Here is a 21,460-nt window from a genome sequence, read left to right on the forward strand (position 1 = left end):
TTTAAAAAAGAAAAAGGTGATATCCTTGTCAAAAGCAAAACGTTTATTAGACATTCTTATATTCGCCTCTGCAAAAAGAAAATTTACAGCTCAAGAAATAGCTGATGAATTCAATATATCTATTCGTACTGTTCATAGATACATTTTAGATTTGAGTGATATGGGGTTACCCATTTACGCTGAACAGGGGCGCAACGGAGGATATAAAGTATTAACGAATAGAGTAATTCCACCTATTTTATTCACTGAAGAAGAAGCTGTCTCCATCTTTTTTGCTTTTCAATCTTTAAGCTACTATCGTAACTTGCCTTTTAATACGGAAATCAATTCCGTTACACATAAACTATATGGCTCTCTACAAAATGATGCGAAAGCTAAAGTTGATAAAATACGTTCTTATATTGCTTTTTGGAATCCGAAGAGGACAATTGATACACCACTTTTAAAAGAAGTGTTAACAGCAGCTATTGAAAATAAAAATTTACACTTTCAATACGAATCTAAATCTGGAATAAAAACAAAACATGTTCATCCTATCGGTGTATATGCTCACGATGGTTTATGGTATTTGCCATCCTATGACTTTAGTAGAAAAAAAGTATTACTGTATCGTGTCGATCGTATTCTTTCCATATTATCAATGGAAGAAAATGAAGATACATTCATGAATTTAGAAGAATGGTTTGCCTCTAACTCTAACGTAATAATCATTCCCACTCAGTTACATGTTTTATTAACGACAGAAGGCGTGCGCCAATGTAAAAGCGTTCCTTACCTTGAAGATTTTGTAGTGATAAACGAAGATGGTACAGGGTATATAAATTCAACAATTGATAAAGGGGAAATCAATTTTATTACCCCTTTATTTTATCGGCTTGGAAAAGATGCAAAAGTTTTAGAACCGAAAGAATTAATAGATGGTTTACGTATACGTGCGAAAGAAGTTTTAAATATGTATGGAGACTAAAAAGACATAAGAGAATTCCTCTTTCAAAAAAATAAAAACGTGAGCGCCCTATTCTCACGTTTTTACATTTCACTTTATCCCGCATTAACCGGCAGTAAGACTCCTATCTCAAAATTCTGCTGTAAAGCAAAGGAGTTAGATAGGAGGTCAACTGCCCGTAAAAGCCCGATTGATTCAACTAATAATCAGTGGGGATAAACACCCACTGATTAAAGTTTCACTTTATTAATTCAATTGTTTCTGTAACCTTTATACTATCCTTTACAGATTGAACGATCGTACAGTTCTTTACCGCAAGTTGCAGTGCCTTGTCTAATTGTTCTTCAGTAATACCTTGTGCTTTTATTTTGTAGTGCAAATGAATACTTTCAACTGGTTTTGATAAAGCTTCACTTCTCCCAATTTCAGTTTCAATTGTAAACGTATCGTATGTAATACGTTTCTTTTCTAAAATCGTTCGAAAAACAATTGCACTACATCCTGCAATAGAAGAAACGAGTAATTCTAACGGTGAATACCCATCTTCTTTTCCGATTGCTAATTTGTCATACGATAAATCTGCTCGAATATTATCATGCTTGATTTTTATTTTCATACTTCGCTTCCATCTCCACTTTCATCGGTTTCTGCCGCTTCTTACTCATATAATAATATATGTAGCAGAAAATGATAAATGGAACACCACAATATAACGCCATTCGTTGTTCAGGAATAAACGCTAAACTAATAACAACGATACTATTTGTAATTAAAGCTAAAATTGGAACAATCGGATATAGTGGTGTTCTATACTTTAAGTCCTCTAACTTTCCTCCGCCTTTTATATACTGACTTCTAAAGCGAAGTTGTGATAAAGCAATAATGATCCAACTTGAAACAGCGGATAAACCAGCTATAGATAATAAATACATATATACTGTATCTTCTGCAAGGAAGCTTGTTAATAAAGATAACGCCGCAACAGCAATTGTTACGACTAACGCTGTAATCGGAATACCACGCTTATTTACTTTCTTGAAAGAATTTGGTGCCATTCCTTCATTTGCAAGTGACCATAGTATACGCGTTGCTGCATATAATCCTGAGTTCGCTACAGATAATAAAGCAGTAATAATAACGAAGTTCATAATATCCGCTGCATATGGAATACCAATTTTATCAAATACAACTACGAATGGACTTTCAATTACTCCTGCTTCTTTCCAAGAAATTAATCCTACTAAAATTGTCATTGTTAAAATGAAGAATAACATAATGCGCCATACTGTATTACGAATTGCGCGTGGAATTGTTTTTTCAGGCTCCTGACTCTCTCCTGCTGCAATCCCGATTAACTCTGTTCCTTGGAATGAAAAGTTAACTGTAATCATCGTAAGAAGTACTGCAGCTAGTCCATGTGGGAATAGTCCGCCATCACTTACAAAGTTAGAGAAAAGAGGTGCTGCTTCTTTTCCGTCGTATGGTAAAAATCCTAGTAATGCACTACCACCAAGTAGAACGAATGCAATAATTGTAACTACCTTAATACTAGAGAACCAAAACTCTAATTCAGCATAACTTTTCGCTGAGATAGCGTTTGAAGCATATAAAATAACCCCGAATACGAGACACCATACCCAAACATCAACATTCGGAAACCATCTTTTCATCATTAAACCGATCGACGTTAATTCTAATCCTACTGTTACTGCCCATCCAAGCCAGTATAGCCAGCCGATCATAAATCCAGTTCCAGGTCCGATAAACTTCGTCGCATACTTTTGGAAAGAACCTGAAACTGGCATCGCTACCGTTAGCTCTCCAAGACAAAGCATTGTTAAATACATAATAAACCCGCCCACTAAATAAGAGAGAATTGCTCCCCCTGGTCCAGCTTGATTAATAGTGTATCCTGAACCTAGGAAAAACCCTGTCCCGATTACACCACCTAGTGCTATCATAAATAAATGTCTACTCTTCATCGTACGATGTAATTTATCATTCGTTGTTTGCTGCATTGTAATCCTCCCCTATAAACCCTCTGTCTCTTTTTAAAATTTTCTGATAATAAAAATATACACGAAAGCGGTTACAATTTCTATATAAAATTAAAACTTTTCTGATAAAACATTATAAAAATTTAATTATTAAGAGATTTAGATTCTATTTTAAGGTAATTAAGGGTTTATAAGGAAAAACTCTTACGTATTATTGTAAGAGTTAACGAAGTTCTAATCTTCTCGATAAAATTGATAAACTGTAATTTACGATGAAATACATACAAGCTGCTAGTATAAATGTTGGAATCATATAATTTACGCTCTGTCCGCTAATAATTTGAGCATTATGCATAAGCTCCGGCAATGATATAACAACTGCTAGTGACGTATCCTTTAATAATGAAATAAATTGGCTGACAAGCGGCGGTACCATTCTTCTCAACGCTTGCGGTAAAATAATGTTCCAAATCGTTTGGACATATGTTAATCCTGACGAGCGCGCCGCTTCAATTTGTCCTTTTTCGATAGATAATAGACCACTTCGAACAATTTCAGATATCATCGCCGCTTCAAATATCGTTAAAGCAACAATTGCGGCTGTTATAATTTCTAATTTCAAACCTGCCTCTGGAAGTGCAAAATACGTAAAAAATATAATTAAAAGAAGGGGTAAATTCCGAATGACTTCAACGATAAAGCCTAGTATTTGTGAGACGACGGGTATTTTTGTATAACGCAAAGTTCCTATTACACTACCGATAATAAAACTAAGTACAATCGCTACAAGAGCGACTTCTAGCGTTACAAGCAATCCTTTTAATAAAAAGAATATATGATCTCCCGTAATAGCACCTTGAAAATCCATTTACACCGCCTCCTTTGCCAAGCGTCTTTCCAAATAACGCACTAGCATACTTAGCGGAATTGTTAATACTAAATAAAACATCCCGACAAATATATATACATCAAACGTAACGAACGTCTTCGTTGAAATTAGATCTCCTTGATACATTAAATCCGCCCCAGCAATAATTCCGAGTATAGAAGAGTTTTTTACTAAATTGAGAAATTGATTTCCTAGAGGAGGGATTACAATTTTCATCGCTTGAGGTAAAACAATATAATACATCGCTTGTACGTATGTTAGCCCTGAAGAGCGCGCTGCTTCCATTTGTCCTTTCGCGACTGATAAAATACCAGCACGAATTACTTCCGCAATAAAGGCTGCTGTATAAACTGTAAGCGCAACTGTCCCTGCTACAAAGCCATTGAAAGTAATTCCTATTACAGGCAAAGCAAAATAGAAAATGAATGCAATTAATACGAGTGGAATATTTCTAACAAACTCTACATATGCGGACCCAATCCAATTCAAAATACGAATAGGTGCAATACGCATCACCGCCATAATAACCCCTAAAACAAAACTTCCTATTAGCGCAATTACACTAGACATTACCGTATATTTAAATCCTTCTAAATACATATCAATGTTGTTTGTCAAAATAGAAAAATCAGGCAAATACAATCACCTCTTTCTTTATAAGAAGAGGATGAGCATCCCTCATCCCCTCATTCTTACTATTTATCCCGATTAGTGTAGGCTAATAATCAGTAGGAGTACCCCCTCCCCACTGATTAAAGTTTCACTTTATTTTTCTTGTTTTTGACCGATCCATTTTTCATACAATTTATCGTATTCCCCATTAGCCTTCATATCTTTTAGTAAACTATTAATCTCTTTCGTTAAATCGTCCGCACCTTTTTGAACTGCAATTCCGTACGGTTCATCCGTAAAGATTTTCCCAACAACTTCATAATTTGCATCTTGCTTTGCCATTCCGTACAAAATCGCATTATCTGTCGTTAAAACATCGCCTTTGCCTGCTTTTAACGCTGTAAATGCCTCACTATAATTTTCAAACTCCAATACAGTCGCTTCCGGTGCTTTTTGACGAATGTTATTTGTAGACGTTGATCCTTTTACAGCCAATACTTTTACATCTTTTTTCACATCATCAATACTTTTAATATTGCTTCCTTTTTTCACAAGTAACGATTGCCCCGCTTTAAAATATACATCTGAAAAATCAACTTCTTTTTTACGTTCTTCCGTAATTGTCATTGTCGCAATAATTGCGTCAATATCACCATTTTTCAGCATAGGAATACGTGTTTTAGAAGTTACTTCTTTCAGCTCTAATTTATTTTCATCTCCAAGAATCTTTTTCGCAAGCGCCTTTGCTACATCAATATCAAATCCTTCTACCTTCCCTGTTGAAGGATTTTTCAATCCAAATAAATTCGTATCATTTTTCACCCCAACTACTAATTTCCCGCGCTTCTTAATTTGCTCAACAACTCCGCCTTGCTTCGTATTTGTTTCTTTCGCCTCGTCTTTTTTACTTCCACATCCAGCGACAACGAGCACGAATAAGCATGAAAATACAATTAAAGTAAACAACTTTTTCATTTTAAGCATGAAATTCCTCCTTTAATGATTTAACACCCGACTTAAAAACAAACGAGCTCTTTCTTGTTCAGGATTTGCAAAAAATTGTGCTGGTGTTGTATCTTCAATAATTTGACCTTCATCCATAAATAAAATCCTATCTGCTACCTCACGTGCAAATCCCATCTCATGTGTAACAACCACCATCGTCATCCCTTCTTTAGCCAGCGCTTTCATAACATCAAGTACTTCTCCGATCATCTCTGGATCAAGAGCAGACGTTGGCTCATCAAACAACATAATTTTCGGCTGCATCGAAAGCCCTCTTGCAATTGCTACCCTTTGCTGCTGCCCTCCAGATAGTTGATGTGGATATACACCGGCCTTCTCCGGGATTCCTACCTTTTCTAAATAAAACATCGCTGTTTTCTCAGCTTCCTCTTTTGATGCTTTATTTACTTTAATTGGCGCCAGTGTAATATTTTGAAGTACTGTTTTATGTGGATATAAATAAAAGTGTTGAAAGACCATCCCAATATTTCGACGCAATTCATTCATATTTGTTTTCGCATTGTGTACTTCCGTATTTTGTACAATCAATTCTCCATCAGTAATTGACTCCAATTGATTTATACACCGAAGTAACGTACTTTTCCCTGACCCTGAAGGCCCAATAACTACTACCACTTCACCCTTTTGCACTTGCACATTAATATTTTTCAAAACTTGAAAATTACCATAATATTTATTTACATTACGAAACTCAATCAACAAACTCCCCCCTTCCCCTAACAAAGCATGTACATTCTTTTTATATTCAAAAATAGGCAAAAAAATAACTTTCAGCCTCATTTTGCACATAAAAAAGAGCAAAGGGCTTTCCCTTTGCTCCTCTATTCCTATTCTATTAAGATACTTCTTCTTTTTTATCTTTCCCGTATTCATGCTCCCAGAAATCTGCATTTTTAATTCCTAAAGGCTGCGGATCGAATACTGGATCTTTTCCTTCTTTTTTCTGCTTTTCATAATCCTTTAATGCGATCAATGCTGGTTTTTGTAATAATAGAATCGCAATAATATTAACCCATGCCATGATTCCTACACCGATATCACCTAAAGCCCATGCTGTTGCGGCTGTTTTTACACAACCGTAGAATACAACTCCTAAGAATACAAACTTTAGTACGATAGACATCCAAGGGCGGTCTTTATCACGGTTTAAGTAAGCTATATTCGTTTCTGCAATGTAGTAATAAGCCATAATTGTTGTAAATGCGAAGAATAATAAAGAGATTGCCACGAAACCGTTTCCAAATCCAGGGAAAACAGACTCTACTGCTGCCTGTGTATAACCAGGACCTGGCTGTGCACCATTTAATTTATTGACGATAAAGTTTTTTCCGCTTGCATCAAATACGTTATACATGCCTGTAATAATCATCATAAATGCTGTTGCTGAACAAACAAATAATGTATCAATGTAAACGGAAAATGCTTGTACTAACCCTTGTTTAGCTGGATGTGATACTTCAGCAGCTGCCGCCGCATGGGCCCCAGTTCCTTGCCCTGCTTCATTTGAATAAATACCACGTTTTACACCCCAAGAAATTGCTAAACCAATGATTCCACCAAAAGCTGCTTCTAATGCAAATGCACTTTTTAAAATTAACATGAAAGCGTCTGGTAATTTTTCAATATTCATAGCTACAATTACACAAGCTACTAAAATATAACCAAGCGCCATAAACGGCACTACAACCTGCGCTACGTTAGCAATTCGCTTAACTCCACCAAAAATAATAAGTGCTAATGCCACTACTAATACCGCTCCGGATACTGAAGTATTAATACCAAAAGCTGTTTCCAAACTTACAGCAATACTATTCGCCTGAACACCCGGTAACAGCATCCCCGTTGCAAGAATCGTTGCTGCAACGAACACTAATGCGTACCATTTAACCCCTAGTCCTTTTTCAATGTAATAAGCCGGACCACCACGGAATTGTCCTTGATGCTTCGTCTTATATATTTGTGCAAGTGTCGATTCTACATAAGCAGAACCTGCTCCTAGAAAAGCTACCGCCCACATCCAAAAGACAGCTCCTGGACCACCAAATGCAACAGCCGTTGCAACACCCGCAATATTTCCTGTTCCAACGCGCCCTGACAATGAAAGTGCTAATGCTTGGAACGAAGAAACACCCGCATCCGATTTTTCTCCTTGAAATGTAAGCTTCACCATTTCTCCTACATGTCTTACTTGTAAAAACCTCGTTCGAATGGAAAAATATAGACCTGCTCCTAAACATAAATAGACAAGTGCGGGACTCCAAACAATATTATTTATCCAACTTACGATAGCTTCCAATATTCCCCCTCCTCTTTATAAAGAATTTTCAGAATATATAAAAATTATATAATGTATACCGAATCTATGACAATATTATTTTAATAAAACAAACATATTTTTGTATAAAAAAACAAAGTATATATTTATTTTACATACTTTGTTTTGATATGAATGTATTATATATTCACAATCGCTTCTTTTTTTATAATTCTTTCATAAAGTTGTTCTGATAATTCTCTGAAATTATCAGACATATCTTTCCCTTTAAACTTCTTTTGAAGCGTACCGTATAGGCCTATATCACGTAAACGTAAAAATAACGGTAACGATTCATACCAGCTATCCGCTAGCCTGTGCTCATTTTCATAGCCCTTTCTTAACACCTGTAACTGTTTACGAGCAAATTCCGTCTTCTCATCCGCAGTCCACGTTGTAAAAAGTACAGAGTAATAAAGAACCATTGCTAAATCATGTATAAAGTAATTATAAGCCGCATCATCAAAATCAAAGATTGTTAAATCTTTGCCATCATAATGAAAATTACCTGGATGAATATCACCATGCATAAGACCAAACGTCTCTTTTTCGATTGGAAGAGCTTTTATTTCATCCATCAATACAGTAGCAATCTCTTTCACTTTCTTATCTTCTAATTCTTGAACAATTGCACTCTCATCCTCTTCCCACGTATCACGGTCATCTGTTTTAGGATAATTCATTGTCAGACGATGAAGTTGTCCAATTGCTTTTCCCCATGCTTCAAAGAAAGTATCTCCCCAATAAGGCGATTCGTCTCCTTTCACTTGCTCACCTTTCGCATATACAAATAACGAAGCATAAAAAGAAGTACCATCCTCCGCTCCGATTTCTTCTACAAGGTTTTGAAATATTGAGTAGTAAGGACCAGCCGCTTTCGCTCCATGCTCTGCAACATACCGTAAAAAATCTAGTTCGGCCTCTACCTCTTCTTTAGAACGATGAGAAGAATGTGTTAAGCGTAATACGTAATCTTCATCATTTCTATCCTTCGCATGAAAAATATAATTCTCAAAATCACCAAGTGGCTTTTCTTCTACTGTCACATGAAACACTCTTGCAGCCCTTACTAAAATCTCGTTCGTAAAAACACGTTCTACAGCTATTTCCATATGTATCCCTCCTATAATATCCTCTATTTAATTCGACATATATGTAAGAAGTACTGCTATGAAATTGAATGACCCAAGCATAATTTTCTCACAATAAACAAAAATTAACAGAAACAATTTCAAGGTAAAGGAGATGGAAATTATGACCGAACAGAAAAGTTCACAACAAGATAATAACAAAAAGCATATGTTTCCATCACTTTCGGAAAACATTAATTACATCGAAAACAAACTCTGCCATTCTGATGATATAAAAAAATTAGATGTTCCTTTTCAAAATGGAAAAGGAACAATCTTATATATCGAATCTTTAGCAGATCCAAATTTAATTCACCAATTAGCTCTTGAGCCACTATTAACTCGATCTGAGCTGTCACTAGATAAAGCTTTTTCTACATTGAATATGAAAAAAGAAACGAATCTAAATTATGGTGTGCAACTTTTATTACAAGGTAAATCTTTATATTTCCATGAGCATGTCGAAAACTTTTGTATTTTCGAAACAGCTTTATCTTTAAAAAGAGATATAACAGAACCTGATAATGAAGGGATTGTGCGCGGGCCACATAAATGAAAGGACGCGTTGCCATCTTATCAGATGGCGATCCAACAGCACTTATTGTTCCCGTAACATTATTTGCCTTTTATCAATCACCGGATGATTATAACAATCGGTGGATTGTCGGTTCTTTCGTGCGAATGATTCGCCTCATGAGTTTTTTAATCGCTTTTCTCTTACCTGCTATATATATTGCAACCGTGGCTTTCCACCCTGATGTTTTGCCACTGGAGCTTGTTTATACAATTAAAGCTTCATTAGAAAAAGTACCGTTTCCGCCCATTTTTGAAGCCTTACTACTGGAATTAATCTTTGAATTATTGCGAGAAGCTGGAATTCGTCTGCCGAGCCAAGTTGGACAAACAATCGGGATTGTAGACCGGACTGATTTAATTTTCATTCCAATATGGATGATAACTCTTGTAGCTTCTATCGCCAGTTATTACTGCGCTGCTTCAATAGGAATTGGGCATATATTCAATCTTGGAAATCATAAAAAAGCTGTTCCCATTGTTGAAATCATTTCGTTTAGTATCGCTTTATTTATAGATACACCGGAAGAATTAAAAGTACTTGCACAATTTACTGATTGGGGATTTCCTAAAGAAAAAAGTTAAAAGCTTAGAAGATATAAGTGTGTTTCCAAAAGAAACTTTAGAAACAGCTGCTACAAAAAGCAAATTGTGATGCTTTCGGTATTGGAAGACATCTTATCGCTTATCACCCTGATTTATGGAAGAAAAAAAATTGGAATAAGGATTATGCAAAAGTGAAGTTTAAACCCGAAGTAGAAGTGAATATTTTGTATAGTGGTGTCTTAAAGTAAAAGGTTGTATGCCGCGCGGGCATACAACCTTTTATTTCGTATATCGATATACAATTGACTCATACGGTCTCATCACGAGATTATTTATCTTCTTGCTTGAGTCTCCATAATTGGATAATAATACTTCTTGTTTCATTCCATCCAATTGAACATTCACTGGCGCAGAATATGTTATTTCTTCTCCATAGAAGTTATTTATAACAAGTAATAATTCATTATTCACAGTGCGTGTATATGCCCAAATCTTAGGGTGATTCTTATCTAAAACATCATATTTCCCTTCTGTAATTACATCATATGTTTTTCGAAGTTCAATTAACTTTTTATAATGATAAAATACAGATTCTTTATCATTTAATGCGTTTTCCACATTAATTTCTTTATAATTTTCAGCTACGGAAATCCACGGTGTATTCGTTGTGAAACCGCTATTCACCTCTTCATTCCACTGCATCGGAGTACGTGAGTTATCACGAGATTTTTGTTTTAAAATCTCTATAATCTCTTCTTTTAATAAGCCTTCTTCCTGTTTTATATCATATATATTTAACGATTCTACATCACGATATTGCTCAATAGAACGGAAGTTAGGGTTCGTCATACCAATTTCTTCCCCTTGATAAATATAAGGCGTTCCTTGCAGCAGGTGCATAGATGTCGCTAACATTTTAGCTGATTCATTTCGGTACTTCCCATCATCCCCAAAGCGTGACACAATGCGCGGCTGATCATGATTACACCAGAATAATGCATTCCATCCTCCGCCATTTTGCATTTCAATTTGCCAATTAGACATAATTTCTTTTAATTTAATAAAATCAAAATCAGCTTTCGTCCACTTATCACCATTCGGATAATCTACTTTTAAATGGTGGAAACTAAACGTCATGCTTAGTTCATTACGACCAGGGTTTGAATATTTAATGCAATTATCAATTGTCGTAGATGACATTTCTCCAACTGTAATAACATCTTTTCCTTCAAACACATTTCGGTTCATCTCTTGTAAATATTCATGAACGCGTGGGCCATCCGTATAATATTTACGCCCATCACTTGTAGCCGTACTTCCTTCATCACTTAAAAACCTTTGATCCTTTGAAATTAAATTAATAACATCAAGACGGAATCCTTTTACACCTTTATCTAGCCAAAAGTGCATCATATCGTACACTTCTTCACGAAGCCTTTCATTTTCCCAATTTAAATCCGCTTGCGTTTCATCAAATAGATGTAAAAAGTATTGCTCTGTCTTTTCATCATATTTCCAAGCAGATCCGCCAAATTTAGACTGCCAATTATTCTTTTCATCACGCCAAATATAATAATTACGATACGGACTATTTTTATCTTCCTTCGCTTCTTTAAACCACTTATGCTCTGTCGAACTATGGTTTACAACAATATCGAGCATAATCTCAATATTACGTGCTTTCGCTTCTTCTAAAAGCGCTTCAAACTCTTCCATCGTTCCGTAAGACGGGTCTATACGATAATAATCACTGACATCATAACCATTATCGTTTTGTGGCGACTGGTATATCGGTGTTAACCAAATATAATCTACTCCGAGTTCTTTCAAATAATCTAGTTTCTCTGTAACTCCTTTTATATCGCCCGTTCCTTTATTGTAGTAACTATTAAAGCTCTTCGGATAAATTTGATAGACTACACTTTTATGCCAATCCTTCATGCTTAACTTCCTCCTACTTCTGTTTTACTCGTTTCGCAAATAGCCATGTTAGCGTAAATGGAATTACCACTGCGATAATCATCCCTAAAATAAACATTGGAATCGATTTCGGAATGATAGAAATAAATGCTGGCAATCCGCCAATTCCAATAGCCGGGGCTAATACGCCATTTAATGTAATGAATATCGCCGCTATAGCAGAACCAATAATCGCTGCATAGAACGGGAATTTATTTCGTAAATTCACACCGAACATCGCTGGCTCTGTAATACCGAAGTACGCTGAAATTGCTGATGTCGATGCCATGCTTTTATCATTTTGATTTTTAGAAATCCAGAACATCGCAAGTGCCGCACTACCTTGTGCAATGTTAGAAAGAGCAATCATCGGCCAAATAAACGTACCACCATGCTGTGCGATTAATTGTAAATCAATTGCAATAAACATATGATGCATACCTGTAATTACTAACGGTGCATATAATGCTCCAAATAATACAGCTCCAAGTACTGGTACTGTTTCATATACCCCTACTAATCCAGCTGTTAATAAATCTCCAATATGACGTGTAACTGGACCAATAATTCCTAATGCTAATACACCTGTTACAACGATTGTTGTAATTGGTACAACTAATAATTGAATTGCGTTTGGTACATGTTTCTTTAAAAAGATTTCCACTTTACTTAATACGAATGCTGCTACTAAAATCGGTAAAATTTGACCTTGATATCCTACTTTTTCAATTTGGAATAGACCTAAAATATCGAAGTACTCAATCTTTTGTCCATCTAAACCAGCTGCTGCTTTTCCATAATTCCAGGCATTTAATAAATCAGGATGCACAAGCATTAGTCCCATAACAATCCCAAGTATCGGACTACCACCAAAACGCTTCGTCGCTGACCAACCGACAAGTGCTGGTAAGAATACGAATGCAGTATTAGCCATCATATTAATTAAATCCCAAAGTCCACTTAAGTTCGGATAAACATCTAATAAATTTTTCCCATCAAAGAATAAGTCCTTCGCTCCTAACAGGTTATTAATCCCCATTAGTAAACCTGCCGTAATAATCGCTGGTAAAATCGGCATAAATACATCTGAAAATACTTTTACAAACTTTTGAACTGGATTTAATTTTTTATCCCCTGAATCTTTTACATCAGCTACTGTCGATTCTTTCATACCTGCAAGCGTTATCAATTCAGCGTAAACACGATCTACGTCTCCTGGACCAATTACAATTTGAAATACCCCAGCGTTATGAAACGCTCCCTTTACTAATGAAACAGACTGTAATTTATCATTATCTATTTTACTTTCATCCTTTAAAGCTATACGGAGCCTCGTTACACAGTGCGCAGCTTGTTCAATATTGTCTTTCCCTCCAATATACTGCAGCACTTCTTCTGCTGTTTTACGATAGTCTTTCCCCATATTCCCGTCCCTCTTTTCTTTTTTTGATACCGTTTACAATTACATATTAACTCGTATATATAAGTTAGTCAACACTCGTATATACGAGTTGATTATTTTTTTATAAAAAAAGAGATGAAACGTTATTCGTTCCACCTCTTTATTTTCTTCGCGCCACATCCGAAAAGTGAAAAATATCTAATCGGTGACGTGATTCCGTATATTCAAACTGACTCCCATCATACAAATGCGTAAAGTTTTTTACAACGACAACATAGTCTGTTCCATTCAAATCTAAATACTTTCGGTCATTATCTGTACATGGCTGTACTTCAATTACCCTCTGTGAATAACTAATATGTAGTCCTAATTCTTTCTCAATGTATTTATATATCGATTCAGTTGCAATTTCTCTCGTTAATCCTGGAATATATTCAGATACAAAATGGTTTATATCTAAAATTACTTTTTCTCCGTCAATATTTCGCACGCGTTTAATATAATCTATTTCTGTTTTTTCTTTCACGTTTAATAACTTTGCTACATCTTTCGTCGCTTTCATTTTCTCTATTTCCACGACATCTGTAATACAATGACGGCCTAAACGCTCGTTTTCTTCTTGAAAACTTACAATGCCTCCAAAGTTAAATTCAATATTTTTTCGCTTTAAAACAAAAACACCTTTTCCATGTATTTTTTGAACATATCCACGCTCTTGCAATAAATCTACAGCTTTTCTTACAGTACCTCGACTTGCCTCATACTGCTTCATTAATTCTGTTTCTGATGGAATTTTACATCCTTCTTTTAATTGTTTATTATCAATAGACTTGCTGATTTCTGTATAAATTTGTTCATACTTACTCATCATCTACAATAACCCCTTGTCACCTTCTAATTCTATATGTATTATACCATGCTACACTCTTCTGCCAATCTCTCACTTATTTTCCAGTACAAGAAAAATATAGATAAATATTTAGTCTCTAAAACGTATTTTTATAATTTTTTTTATATTTTTCTTTTCATTCAAAAAAACATGTAGTATACTAACTTCAAAATCAGAGGAGAAAGGGAGCAAAGAACTATGCTTACTTATACAACTGTAGTTACATTTGCACAAAAACATCATCATCATACTTAACCCTTGAAACCTAGCGGAAAAATTACGCGTAGGTACAAGGGTTATTCCCATTGTACCTACGCTTTGGCAAAGAGCCATGTAGGTATTTTTTATCTACATGGCTCTTTTTTTATTGCATAAAAAGCTAGTAAAAAATGATGTTTAAGCAAAACTTACTACAAAGGAGTTAACAAAAATGGAAACGAAAAAATGGGGATTATGGATTTTAACAGCTTTTGTTATCGGGAATATGGTTGGGGGCGGTGTATTTATGCTCCCAGCAAATTTAGCACAAGTATCAGGTCCAATGGGATCTACACTCGCATGGAGTATTACAGGACTTGGTGTATTTATGATTGCACTCGTATTCGGAAATTTAGCAATTCGCAAGCCAGAATTAAAAGCCGGACCACAAAGTTATGCTCAAGCAATGTTTCCTTCTCAAAAGGCAGGTAAAGTTGCAGGATATAGTATGGCTTGGGGATACTGGGCTGCTAACTGGGCTGCCACGGCATCTGTTATTATTTCCTTTGCCGGATATTTATCAACCTTCTTTCCAGTTTTACAAAGTAAGCAAGTTCTCTTTTCAATAAACGGATTTTCACTAGAGCTTGGAAAAGGATTAACTTTCATGGTATGTAGCCTTATGTTATGGGGGATTCAATACATTCTGTCTCAAAATATTGATAGAGCTGGAAATATGAACCTTCTTGCTACCATTGCAAAGATTATCGGATTTACAATGTTTATTGTTATTACATTATTTATTTTTAATGTCTCTAACTTCGGAGACGGTCAAACATTTATGAATGAAGCTGGACAATCTATTTCGTTAGGTGGACAAATCAATTCAGCTGCTATTGCAACACTTTGGGCCTTTATCGGCATTGAGTCAGCCGTTATGCTTTCTAACCGCGCAAAATCTCAGCGCGATGTTAAGAAAGCTACGATTTTCGGATTGATTATCGCTCTTCTTATTTACATGGCAATTACTCTACTGACAATGGGTGCTCTTCCACAAGATGCTTTAAAAGAGTCTCAAAAGCCATTAGTAGATGCGTTAAATTTAGCAATTGGTACTAAAGGTGCTTATATAATGGCACTACTTGCGCTCGTATCTTTATTTGGATCTACTGTAGGCTGGATCGTTGTTAGCTCAGAAGTGCCTTACCAAGCAGCAAAAAATGGACTTTTCCCTAAGGTTTTCGGAAAAACGAATAAAAAAGGAAGTCCTTCAAAATCATTATTTATTACAAATGTGATGACACAAATTTTCTTGTTTTCAACAATTTCTGGTACTGTTTCAGAAGCATATAATTTCGCTATTGTTGTAGCGACATTAGCATTTTTAATCCCATACCTTGTTTCTACCTTGTACCAATTAAAGTTAGTTATTACGGGAGAAACGTATGACATAATGCCTGGCTCTCGAGTAAAAGATGGAATCATTACTGCATTAGCATTTTTATATTCCATTTGGGTGATTAAAACGGGAACTGCTGATTTAAAAACGTTCTTCTTAGGAATTGGTTTGTTTGTATTAGGTCTTATTCTTTATCCAGTTTTAATGAAAGATTCACAAAAAAACTAATAAAAAAAGAGAAGCTTTCCGCTTCTCTTTCTTTATCAAAAATCGTTTATTAACTTTTCTTTTAGCTCTCCTACCGTTAAAGGTTTTGCATAATAAAACCCCTGTACATAATCACACCCCATTGATTTCAATAAGCTTTCTTGTTCTACCGTTTCTACCCCTTCAGCAACTACTGCTAAATTTAAACTATGAGCAATTTCAATAACGGATTTCACAATCGTTCTCTCTGGTTGTGCGTGATCATAATGAAACTCCCGAATAAAATTACGATCGATTTTTACAATATCAAGTGGGAGTTGTTTTAAATAATATAATGAAGAATAGCCTGTTCCGAAATCGTCTAAGGCGATTAAAACTCCCATACTTCTTAATTCTTGTAATGTAGCAATAATATAATCAAAATGGCGTACAGCTATACTTTCTGTTATTTCTAATATTAAACGATTCGGTGGAAATCCAGTTCGCTTTAATATACTACGAACAGATAAAATAAAACGCTTTTGCATCAATTGCTGTATTGATAAATTAACAGATAATCTCAGCCCTTCTTGATACTCTGGTAAGGTTTTAAACAATCGACATGACTTTTCTAATACCCAGTCTCCTAGTTTTATAATAAGCCCACACTCTTCAGCTACAGGGATAAATTCACTTGGTGAAATAGGACCTTCTTCTGTCGTACAACGTACTAAAGCCTCAACACCAGTACATTTCTTTGTTTTCAAATCAATAATCGGCTGTAATGCCACTTTTAATTCTTCGTCGCGAATCGCTTTTTGCAAAGCAAACTCTATTTTCATTCTACGATTTATTTCCGCACGTAATTCATCTGTAAAGAAGCACGCTGCATTTCTTCCTTGCTCCTTTGCACTATACATGGCTAAATCCGAATTTTTCAATAATGTTTCAACATCTTTTCCATCTTGTGGATATGAGCATAGTCCTAAGCTAGCAGAAATATATACTTCATGACCTTCAAGCATAAATGGTGCTTGAAAGCACGATAATACGGATGTCGCTAATTGTCTCATCTCATCTTGTGTATGATTTTTTGTTAGTAGAACAAATTCGTCTCCACCAAGCCTAGCTAGAACATCTTTCTCTCCTAGCACATAATGTAACCGTGAGGCCACCTCACTTAAAAGTAAATCTCCTATCATATGACCTAACGTATCATTTACTAATTTAAAACGATCTAAATCAAAGTAAATCATGCCAAACTCTTGTTTCTCTGCAATCATCTCATTTACAGTCGTTATTAACTGCAAACGATTTGGTAAACTCGTTAAAGCATCATGATAAGCAAGTTCCCTATAGCGGCTTTCACTTAATCGTAAACGTTGTTCCGTCGCTTTCCTACTACTAATATCATTTCGAATCGCAATAAATTGATAAGGTTCTCCTGTTTCATTTAAAAATGGAACAATTGTTGTTTTAACCCAATAATATGTACCATCTTTTGCTTGATTTCGAATTTCACCTGTCCAGACTTTTCCACTCAAAATACGTTTCCATAAATTTTTAAAAAATACTTTCGGATGGTATCCCGAATTTAAAATACGATGATCTTTTCCGATTAACTCTTCTCTTTTATATTTTGAGATTTTACAAAATTTATCATTTACATATGTAATAAGACCATTTCGATCTGTAATAGCAACAATTGAAGACTCATCTAATGCTAATTTTAAATCTCGCAATGAAGAGTCATATAATGCATGACCTCTTTGTTCTAGCATGCGCACCTCTCCTTGCTTCCTATCTGGCTAAAACACAACTTGTTTCTCTTCATAGAAATAGAGATATTTCATTTTCTAACTAATATGCCTTTACATTAATCACAATTTTTTTAAAAATAGGCCGATTAAAATAACATAATATTATTTATCAGAAAAAGCAATATAGTGCTATTTTAATTATATTAGAGAGTTCTTTCCTCTCTGATTATCTGACCTTATTATACAATATTCTTCTTACATTCTATTCATTTATAAAGTAAAAACTTAATCCCTACCACTTTCCGTTCCCTACTACTTATTAGCTGCCTATCACCTAACCCTATGCTTTCATGAATCATTGAGGTATAAATCTAACTACCTACAAATAGCATAATTTATATTAGAATATAAAAATATATTATAATATTAATTCATTGATTTATATCGTCATTTAATCATTGAATTGCAATAATAAAATATTAACATATTTCCACCTTATTTTTGGAAATATTTTATAAATAAATACATTATTAGACTAAAAAAGAGGATATCCTCTTTTTTAGTCTAATAATACGGGTGCGATGTTTGTTGATAAACTGGATATGGTGTTGGGTACGGTGCAGGATAAGTTACCGGATATGGCGCTGGATAATATCCACCACTAGCTGTACTTGTTAATGCTCCAGCCGTAAGCCCTCCTAATACTCCTCCTGCAAAACTTCCTGGAAAAAATCCTCCTCCTCCCCACGAGCCGCCACCCCAGCCCCATCCACCACCGTGATGATGGTGGTGATCATAATGGTTGTGTCCTCCGTGATAATTATGTCCGCCATGATGATGCCCTCCACCCCCATGATGATTACGATAATATCCGCCATCATTTCCTATATAGTTCATTTTGCTTCATCTCCTTTTCTATATAAAAACGTAACAATATACTGTATGTAGGACAAATGCGGAAAGCATGGGGGAAATGTCTATATTTTGTAAAAAAAACAAAACACTTTATAATAAGAATGTCGGATTACACCTTTTATATAAGAAGTCTATATTTAAGAAAGATTAGAGGAATTTTATAGAAATGAAGAAACCTATCATTCAATTATTATTAATATTTACAGTCGTATCTATCGTTCTTTTCTTGATAAATACATCGTATATTTCGGTATATACATTTGTCGGTGCTCTGTGGTCCATCACAATCATAGGAATTTCATTCGTTATTTTTATAGAAAATAGATCTCCACAAAGTACCTTAGCGTGGTTTTTAGTATTAGCACTTCTTCCTTTTGTAGGTGTGCTTTTATACTCCGTTTTCGGGCGTAGCCGTTGGAGAAGAAAAAAACATCTCCATCGTTCAGAAGAACAAAGAAAATTATTCCGTGAAATTTTAGAAGGAAGACGACTAGAATTATCACTCACAGTTCCATTAAGTGAACGTTCTGCACATTTAACAGAAGTCGTACAAAAATTCGGAGGCGGTCCTGCCGCAGATAGAACGACTACAAAACTTTTAACAAACGGCGATCAAACATTTTCAGAAATTCTACAAGCCATAGAGCATGCAAAACATCATATACATATTCAATACTATATTTATAAATCTGATGAGATCGGTACAAAAGTTCGAGATGCTTTAATAAAAAAAGCAAAAGACGGTGTTATTGTACGGTTCCTTTATGATGGACTTGGAAGTAATACTTTAAGAAGACGGTTTTTACAGCCTATGAAAGAAGCCGGAATTGAAATTGTAGAATTTGACCCTATTTTTTCAGCCTGGTTACTTGAAACAGTCAATTATCGTAACCATCGAAAAATTGTTATTGTAGATGGAGAAATTGGTTTTACTGGAGGACTCAACGTCGGTGACGAATATCTCGGCCGTTCAAAGAAATTCCCTGTTTGGCGTGATAGTCATTTAAAAATAGAAGGAAAAGCATTATATAAATTACAAGCAATCTTTTTAGAAGATTGGCTTTATGCCTCTAGTGGGTTGAATACGTATTCTTGGGATCAATTTATGAATAGACAATACTTCCCTGGTAAAGAAATTTCAAATGCAGAAGGTGCTGTTCAAATTGTAGCAAGTGGACCAAGCTCCGATGATAAAAGTATTCGTAATACATTACTAGCTGTTATGGGCTCTGCCAAAAAATCTATTTGGATCGCTACACCATACTTTATTCCAGATCAAGAAACTTTAACATTATTACGCTTAAGTGCAATATCCGGCATAGATGTACGCATTTTATATCCAGGTAAAAGTGATAGTATTATTAGTGATCAAGCATCTCAATCCTATTTCACTCCACTTTTAAAAGCTGGTGCTTCCATTTACAGTTATAAAGATGGTTTTATGCATGCGAAAATTGTAATCGTTGATGATAAAATCGCAACAATTGGAACAGCAAATATGGATGTACGTAGCTTTGAATTAAATTATGAAATTATTAGTGTACTTTACGAATCAGAAACGGTTCATGATATTAAGCACGATTTTGAAGAAGATTTTAAGCATGCCACTGAAATTAAATGGAACTCGTTCCAAAAAAGAAGTATAAAAAAACGAATATTAGAGTCTTTCATGCGACTCATTTCTCCATTACTGTAAGCAATCAATATAATATTGATTGCTTTTTTTTTATATTTCCCCTCTCTCCTTTTCTTTGCATACCATATTAAAACAAGTTATCATAAGGTGTATTACTTTATGAAAATAATGTTAGGTGGGAAATACATGTTAGAACAATTTCATATACATGCTGATTTAAAACAACAGCTTTCAGCAATTCACGAAAAAAACAAACAAGAAGCTGGCGAAAATGCACATTTAATTGGAAACAAAATATATAAGGCATCTGATAATAGCATTATTGAAGATGCAATTACAGCACTTCTTCTTGGTAAAAATATTCTATTAAAAGGACCAACTGGTAGTGGTAAAACAGTACTAGCAGAAACCCTTTCTTCTTTATTCCAAAAACCAATGCACAGCATTAACTGTTCTATCGACTTAGATGTAGAAGGTATTTTAGGATACAACACATTACAAACAAAAGACGGCGCATCTGAAGTTACATTCGTTAACGGTCCTCTTATGAAGGCAATGAAGAGCGGTCATTTCCTATATATTGATGAAATCAATATGGCAAAACCTGAAACATTACCACTTCTTCACGGTGCGTTAGATTACCGTAAAATGATTACAAACCCATTTACACAAGAAGTTGTATACGGTGATGACGAATATCGCGTAATTGCTGCGATTAACGAAGGCTACGTTGGGACAAGCGAACTAAACGAAGCATTAAAAAACCGTTTCGTTATTATTGAAGTTCCTTACATTCAAGGTGATACATTAAAAGAACTATTATTAGCAGAATCAAAATTGAAAGATACTGCAACAATTGAAAAGTTCGTTGCATTCGCAAGCGATCTTATGCCTTTAGCTCGTGATGGACGCGTAAGTGAAGAAGCAGCGAGTATTCGTGGTATTATCGACGCATGTGATTTAGGTGTATATATTCCTGTTATGCGTGCAATTGAACGTAGCATTATCGCAAAATTAAATGATGAAACAGAACAAATGACTGTCCGTGAATTAGCAGAAAGTTATTTCTTTGAGGGATAATTC

At 35.0% G+C, this 21,460-nt stretch carries 17 protein-coding genes and 2 pseudogenes; 6 read left to right on the forward strand and 13 right to left on the reverse strand.

Annotated features, from left to right (window positions below; translation table 11 throughout):
* Positions 1–25 precede the first annotated feature (25 nt).
* Positions 26–967, forward strand: coding sequence for a helix-turn-helix transcriptional regulator (locus ACTFQM_RS21805; RefSeq protein ID WP_440036244.1), 942 nt, complete (start codon positions 26–28; stop codon positions 965–967).
* A 217-nt stretch (positions 968–1,184) separates the two neighbouring features.
* Here the strand turns inward: ACTFQM_RS21805 and ACTFQM_RS21810 are convergent, their stop codons facing one another.
* The 8 genes from ACTFQM_RS21810 to ACTFQM_RS21845 all read right to left on the reverse strand — a co-directional run bounded on the left by ACTFQM_RS21810 (position 1,185) and on the right by ACTFQM_RS21845 (position 8,896).
* Positions 1,185–1,562 carry an OsmC family protein gene (locus ACTFQM_RS21810; protein WP_071717566.1) on the reverse strand — a complete coding sequence of 126 codons (378 nt, stop codon included), beginning with the start codon at positions 1,560–1,562 and terminating at the stop codon, positions 1,185–1,187.
* Complete coding sequence (locus ACTFQM_RS21815; protein WP_440036245.1) at positions 1,540–2,964, reverse strand: amino acid permease; 1,425 nt, start codon at positions 2,962–2,964, stop codon at positions 1,540–1,542. Before ACTFQM_RS21815 ends, ACTFQM_RS21810 begins: the two co-directional genes overlap by 23 nt.
* A gap of 202 nt (positions 2,965–3,166) precedes the next feature.
* Complete coding sequence (locus tag ACTFQM_RS21820; protein ID WP_440036246.1) at positions 3,167–3,811, reverse strand: amino acid ABC transporter permease; 645 nt, start codon at positions 3,809–3,811, stop codon at positions 3,167–3,169.
* Positions 3,812–4,468, reverse strand: a complete 657-nt coding sequence (locus tag ACTFQM_RS21825; RefSeq protein WP_098306268.1) for an amino acid ABC transporter permease — start codon at positions 4,466–4,468, stop codon at positions 3,812–3,814. It lies immediately after the preceding gene.
* Positions 4,469–4,597: 129 nt separating this feature from the next.
* Entirely contained in the window at positions 4,598–5,428 is an 831-nt protein-coding gene (glnH, locus tag ACTFQM_RS21830; protein ID WP_440036247.1) for a glutamine ABC transporter substrate-binding protein GlnH, read from the reverse strand.
* 12 nt (positions 5,429–5,440) lie between these two features.
* A complete protein-coding gene (locus ACTFQM_RS21835; protein WP_440036319.1) occupies positions 5,441–6,259 on the reverse strand; it encodes an amino acid ABC transporter ATP-binding protein in 819 nt (272 codons plus the stop codon).
* Between the two features lie 46 nt (positions 6,260–6,305).
* Positions 6,306–7,766, reverse strand: a complete 1,461-nt coding sequence (locus tag ACTFQM_RS21840; RefSeq protein WP_025149802.1) for an alanine/glycine:cation symporter family protein — start codon at positions 7,764–7,766, stop codon at positions 6,306–6,308.
* Between the two features lie 158 nt (positions 7,767–7,924).
* On the reverse strand, positions 7,925–8,896 hold the full coding sequence (locus ACTFQM_RS21845; RefSeq protein ID WP_440036248.1) for a phosphotransferase enzyme family protein: 972 nt from the start codon (positions 8,894–8,896) through the stop codon (positions 7,925–7,927).
* Positions 8,897–9,038: 142 nt separating this feature from the next.
* On the opposite strand from ACTFQM_RS21845, the pseudogene ACTFQM_RS21850 reads away from it, so the two are divergent.
* Both ACTFQM_RS21850 and ACTFQM_RS21855 read left to right on the forward strand, forming a co-directional pair.
* Positions 9,039–10,072: pseudogene (locus ACTFQM_RS21850) on the forward strand (GerAB/ArcD/ProY family transporter).
* Between the two features lie 50 nt (positions 10,073–10,122).
* Positions 10,123–10,281, forward strand: a pseudogene (locus ACTFQM_RS21855) (Ger(x)C family spore germination C-terminal domain-containing protein); the annotation flags it as partial.
* 31 nt (positions 10,282–10,312) lie between these two features.
* Here ACTFQM_RS21855 and treC read toward each other — a convergent pair.
* From treC to treR, 3 genes are all read right to left on the reverse strand, one after another.
* The gene (gene treC / locus ACTFQM_RS21860) at positions 10,313–11,974 is read right to left on the reverse strand and encodes an alpha,alpha-phosphotrehalase (RefSeq protein ID WP_440036249.1); all 1,662 of its coding nucleotides are present in this window, start codon (positions 11,972–11,974) and stop codon (positions 10,313–10,315) included.
* A gap of 13 nt (positions 11,975–11,987) precedes the next feature.
* Positions 11,988–13,415: a PTS system trehalose-specific EIIBC component gene (gene treP, locus ACTFQM_RS21865; RefSeq protein WP_071717558.1), complete on the reverse strand. Its 1,428-nt coding sequence runs from the start codon at positions 13,413–13,415 to the stop codon at positions 11,988–11,990.
* A 139-nt stretch (positions 13,416–13,554) separates the two neighbouring features.
* A complete protein-coding gene (gene treR, locus ACTFQM_RS21870) occupies positions 13,555–14,265 on the reverse strand; it encodes a trehalose operon repressor (protein WP_440036250.1) in 711 nt (236 codons plus the stop codon).
* 448 nt (positions 14,266–14,713) lie between these two features.
* Between treR and ACTFQM_RS21875 the strand changes: the two genes are divergently transcribed.
* Positions 14,714–16,108, forward strand: coding sequence for an amino acid permease (locus ACTFQM_RS21875; RefSeq protein ID WP_002174845.1), 1,395 nt, complete (start codon positions 14,714–14,716; stop codon positions 16,106–16,108).
* 35 nt (positions 16,109–16,143) lie between these two features.
* Here the strand turns inward: ACTFQM_RS21875 and ACTFQM_RS21880 are convergent, their stop codons facing one another.
* On the reverse strand, positions 16,144–17,847 hold the full coding sequence (locus tag ACTFQM_RS21880) for a putative bifunctional diguanylate cyclase/phosphodiesterase (protein WP_440036252.1): 1,704 nt from the start codon (positions 17,845–17,847) through the stop codon (positions 16,144–16,146).
* A gap of 543 nt (positions 17,848–18,390) precedes the next feature.
* On the reverse strand, positions 18,391–18,723 hold the full coding sequence (locus ACTFQM_RS21885) for a hypothetical protein (RefSeq protein WP_440036253.1): 333 nt from the start codon (positions 18,721–18,723) through the stop codon (positions 18,391–18,393).
* A 184-nt stretch (positions 18,724–18,907) separates the two neighbouring features.
* On the opposite strand from ACTFQM_RS21885, the gene ACTFQM_RS21890 reads away from it, so the two are divergent.
* On the forward strand, positions 18,908–20,437 hold the full coding sequence (locus tag ACTFQM_RS21890) for a cardiolipin synthase (protein WP_440036254.1): 1,530 nt from the start codon (positions 18,908–18,910) through the stop codon (positions 20,435–20,437).
* A gap of 126 nt (positions 20,438–20,563) precedes the next feature.
* The gene (locus ACTFQM_RS21895; protein WP_440036255.1) at positions 20,564–21,457 is read left to right on the forward strand and encodes an ATP-binding protein; all 894 of its coding nucleotides are present in this window, start codon (positions 20,564–20,566) and stop codon (positions 21,455–21,457) included.
* Positions 21,458–21,460: the final 3 nt, after the last annotated feature.

The sequence above is a fragment of the Bacillus cereus group sp. MYBK30-2 genome (assembly GCF_051915945.1).
Lineage (GTDB): Bacteria > Bacillota > Bacilli > Bacillales > Bacillaceae_G > Bacillus_A > Bacillus_A paramycoides.

Coding starts and splice junctions, on each gene's coding strand:
- ACTFQM_RS21810 (WP_071717566.1), bottom strand. CDS start 1,562: ATGAAAATAAAAATCAAGCATGATAATATTCGAGCAGATTTATCGTAT.
- ACTFQM_RS21815 (WP_440036245.1), bottom strand. CDS start 2,964: ATGCAGCAAACAACGAATGATAAATTACATCGTACGATGAAGAGTAGA.
- ACTFQM_RS21820 (WP_440036246.1), bottom strand. CDS start 3,811: ATGGATTTTCAAGGTGCTATTACGGGAGATCATATATTCTTTTTATTA.
- glnH (WP_440036247.1), bottom strand. CDS start 5,428: ATGCTTAAAATGAAAAAGTTGTTTACTTTAATTGTATTTTCATGCTTA.
- ACTFQM_RS21835 (WP_440036319.1), bottom strand. CDS start 6,259: ATGTGCAAAATGAGGCTGAAAGTTATTTTTTTGCCTATTTTTGAATAT.
- ACTFQM_RS21845 (WP_440036248.1), bottom strand. CDS start 8,896: ATGGAAATAGCTGTAGAACGTGTTTTTACGAACGAGATTTTAGTAAGG.
- treC (WP_440036249.1), bottom strand. CDS start 11,974: ATGAAGGATTGGCATAAAAGTGTAGTCTATCAAATTTATCCGAAGAGC.
- treP (WP_071717558.1), bottom strand. CDS start 13,415: ATGGGGAAAGACTATCGTAAAACAGCAGAAGAAGTGCTGCAGTATATT.
- treR (WP_440036250.1), bottom strand. CDS start 14,265: ATGATGAGTAAGTATGAACAAATTTATACAGAAATCAGCAAGTCTATT.
- ACTFQM_RS21875 (WP_002174845.1), top strand. CDS start 14,714: ATGGAAACGAAAAAATGGGGATTATGGATTTTAACAGCTTTTGTTATC.
- ACTFQM_RS21880 (WP_440036252.1), bottom strand. CDS start 17,847: ATGCTAGAACAAAGAGGTCATGCATTATATGACTCTTCATTGCGAGAT.
- ACTFQM_RS21885 (WP_440036253.1), bottom strand. CDS start 18,723: ATGAACTATATAGGAAATGATGGCGGATATTATCGTAATCATCATGGG.
- ACTFQM_RS21890 (WP_440036254.1), top strand. CDS start 18,908: ATGAAGAAACCTATCATTCAATTATTATTAATATTTACAGTCGTATCT.
- ACTFQM_RS21895 (WP_440036255.1), top strand. CDS start 20,564: ATGTTAGAACAATTTCATATACATGCTGATTTAAAACAACAGCTTTCA.